7 protein-coding genes are annotated in these 2,716 nt (G+C 61.9%); all 7 read right to left on the minus strand.

Features of this window, described 5'->3' with window-relative positions; translation table 11 throughout:
- Window positions 1-138: 138 nt before the first annotated feature.
- Genes J0A65_RS22070 through J0A65_RS22100 form a run of 7 tightly spaced genes read right to left on the minus strand, consistent with a single transcriptional unit; the run spans window position 139 to window position 2,595 of the window.
- Window positions 139-555 (minus strand): hypothetical protein, encoded by a 417-nt coding sequence (locus J0A65_RS22070; RefSeq protein WP_206596476.1) that lies wholly within the window; start codon window positions 553-555, stop codon window positions 139-141.
- The gene (locus J0A65_RS22075; RefSeq protein ID WP_206596477.1) at window positions 548-787 is read right to left on the minus strand and encodes a hypothetical protein; all 240 of its coding nucleotides are present in this window, start codon (window positions 785-787) and stop codon (window positions 548-550) included. Before J0A65_RS22075 ends, J0A65_RS22070 begins: the two co-directional genes overlap by 8 nt.
- Window positions 780-1,172: a hypothetical protein gene (locus tag J0A65_RS22080; protein WP_206596478.1), complete on the minus strand. Its 393-nt coding sequence runs from the start codon at window positions 1,170-1,172 to the stop codon at window positions 780-782. The genes J0A65_RS22075 and J0A65_RS22080 overlap by 8 nt, the downstream gene beginning before the upstream one ends.
- Window positions 1,169-1,384 (minus strand): hypothetical protein, encoded by a 216-nt coding sequence (locus tag J0A65_RS22085; RefSeq protein ID WP_206596479.1) that lies wholly within the window; start codon window positions 1,382-1,384, stop codon window positions 1,169-1,171. Before J0A65_RS22085 ends, J0A65_RS22080 begins: the two co-directional genes overlap by 4 nt.
- Window positions 1,377-1,616 (minus strand): hypothetical protein, encoded by a 240-nt coding sequence (locus J0A65_RS22090; protein WP_206596480.1) that lies wholly within the window; start codon window positions 1,614-1,616, stop codon window positions 1,377-1,379. The genes J0A65_RS22085 and J0A65_RS22090 overlap by 8 nt, the downstream gene beginning before the upstream one ends.
- On the minus strand, window positions 1,613-1,825 hold the full coding sequence (locus J0A65_RS22095; protein WP_206596481.1) for a hypothetical protein: 213 nt from the start codon (window positions 1,823-1,825) through the stop codon (window positions 1,613-1,615). Before J0A65_RS22095 ends, J0A65_RS22090 begins: the two co-directional genes overlap by 4 nt.
- Window positions 1,822-2,595, minus strand: a complete 774-nt coding sequence (locus J0A65_RS22100; RefSeq protein WP_206596482.1) for a hypothetical protein — start codon at window positions 2,593-2,595, stop codon at window positions 1,822-1,824. The genes J0A65_RS22095 and J0A65_RS22100 overlap by 4 nt, the downstream gene beginning before the upstream one ends.
- Window positions 2,596-2,716: the final 121 nt, after the last annotated feature.

Raw genomic sequence — 2,716 nt, forward strand, 5'->3', positions numbered from 1 at the left:
TCAGGCCATGGGCAGTGCGGATAAGGGCGAGATCAGCCATGACACCCACCCCGCACCACCCTCACGCAGAACTCCAGATACCCACACGCACCGATAGCCCATATCCAGCACAGGGCGCGGAAGGCGTAGTCGTAGAGGTCAGGCATGATTGGCCTCCTGCGACATGGCTTCGGCATTGAGTTGCATGAATTCGTCTATCGCCGACTCGTTCAGAACTCCACGATCAATGACAAAGCGCCAGCGCTCCGCATCCTTCCTGCACGCCTCAAGATCAGCCAAAGCGGCGTCCCGCTCTTCCTGCAACTGCGCGATACCAGCCGACAGGTATTCATCCAGCTTTGCGTCTGTGCTGCGGCGGCTCCATGACTCGGCGAAATGGCGAGTAGTCAGGGCCAAAAGCGTGTTGTCTTTGGCGTCGAGTTCGTCTAGGAGGGCGATGACAACCGATGGAGTCAAGGCGGCGCGCATCTCTGTGCGTTTAAGCCCCATCCAGTCATCGTCGATGTTCTCCGGCGCTGCCTCAGCCAGCCGGCGCAGCTCTGCCCTGTTAGTCATGGCGAAGACTCCGATCTGGCGTTACAGGAAGAGAAAGCTTCACCTCTATGGCACCCAAAAGCAGATCGCGCTGGCGGGTCACTTCCGCCAGCTCCCGGCGCGTTGACTGGTGCTGCTCATGGGCGCACATGTAGCACTGCGGGACCGGCGAATCCTTCATGTCTGCCCAGTCATCAAACTGCTCAAATCGCAGACCGTGCTTGGTGCATTCGAGAGTGGTCTTGTCAGCCATGGCTCACCCCCACACGCTCGTACAGGTCGCCAACGCGGCGCAGGCTAGGCATCTGCTGCTCGATCAGAATGCCCTCGACTACGGTTGCGCTACGGTCACCGCAGGCGATGCACAGCGGGTCGCGGCAGGACACGCGCCAGCCGGTGGAAAGAAGGTTTTCGAGGTGCTTGCGCAGACCGAACATGTGGCGCTGGTTCTCATGCAGAGACCGGTAAGCGCTGATCGCCCGAGTGATCGAACCGACCGCCGACCAGAACACAAAGCCAGGCTCATGCGCCGTCTTCATCTGGTCCGCCTTCAGGTGCTGCGCGAACTGCTTACCGTCCCAGCCCGCAACAATCAGCCAGCCGCCATCGTGGCGCTCGCAGTGCCATTTGGTGTTCATTGCAATTGCTCCTTGAGGGCTTCTACCCTCACCTGGGCCCATGCGGTTACATCGTCGCCGGCCTCTTCTTCGTAGATCACTTCACCGTCTTGCAGCTCGGCGGTGGCCTTGATTGACGCAACACGTGCTGCAGCGTCCTCGTAGCTGTCGGCGTAGATCGGCAGCTGGTAGATGGCGCCGTTGTATGCGTATTCGAGCTTGTACTTAGGCATGATCGGAGGCCTCCAGCGGCAGAACCCACGACTTGCTCGACTTGTCAGGCGCGTTGAATGCGCCGCCGTCTTCGCGCAGGAAGATGCGGGCTTCGCGGCCGATACGGACCTTAAACAGGCGTGGCTTGATGTCGGATACGCGACCCACAACGTCGCCAGTGAGGCGTGTCACGCGCACGGATTGGCCAACTACCAAGCCGGCCAAGAATTCCTTGGTAGGGCGCTCGTTCATGCCGCGTCCTCCATGTCTGCGCCCATGATCTGCAGGTGGTTCTCGCAGATGGTTTGGGCTTCCTTGGCGTCGTCGCACACGCGACCGATGAACTCTCCGCGCACGCTGGCCCGGTACTTGGCTTGGTCGCCCACCATGAACTTGGCGACCTTGTAGGACGGGTTGCTGTCGCTCACGGCGATGCAGTCAGAACGCTTGGCCCATTTCATTGCGCACCTCCAAGTTTCTGCAGCTGGCTTTCGACTTCGGCCTTGCGACGGCGAAGCTCGTTGCGCTCCTTGCGGCGGTCCCAGCGGTCCTGAATGAGCTTGCGACGCTTGCCGTCCTTGACGACTTCCTTCAGCGCCTGCCAGCGCTCGCGCATTCCCTCGGAGGGCTTGACCGCTTTCCCGGTGATCAATCCGGCAATGGCCTGGCCGTCGCCAGTGATCGGGGTGACACGCAGATCGGCCAGCAGGCGATGAGCTGCCGGCGCAGGCAGGCGACCAAGGCGCTGGGCCTCTTCAACCGCCTGAACTCGACGCTCGGCGTTATGGCCTAGGGACAGATTCCAGGTAACCGGCGTAGCTGCGGCACGTGAGGCGTCAATCAGGCGCTGATAGGCAGCGATGAACGCCATGCGGGCGCCGACCTTATCTCGAGCTTCGATTATCGGCGCGGCTGCGGCGGCGGCCTGCTGAATCTCGGCGGTCATCAGCACGGTCTCGTCCTCGTCGAACGACTGCAGCGCGATGGCCCAGGCCTCGTTCGGCTCCGGGTGTCCATCAGCGGCGTGCAGGTTCTTCAGAATGGCGTCGACAGTCAGGCGACCACCGCTGCGGCGGCATGCCTTCAGCGCTTGCGCAAGATCGGCCTCGCTGTGCTCTTTCAGGTCATCGACCATGATCAGCGCGGCAGGCTGGGTCAGCTGCAGGCCCATGGCTTCTGCGGTGGCGAACAGGGACAGCAGGAGCTGGTCTTGTTGATCAGGCGTTAGCATTGGCTTGCCTCCGTGCGCGCTGCTCGGCCAGGGCCTGTTCGGCGGCGGATAGGTTGGACTGGGTTTTCTCGATCTGGGCTGCGGTCGTGCCGTTGATCTGGCGACCGGTGAACCACTGCGT

The sequence above is a fragment of the Bowmanella yangjiangensis genome (assembly GCF_017255015.1).
Taxonomy (GTDB): domain Bacteria; phylum Pseudomonadota; class Gammaproteobacteria; order Enterobacterales; family Alteromonadaceae; genus Bowmanella; species Bowmanella yangjiangensis.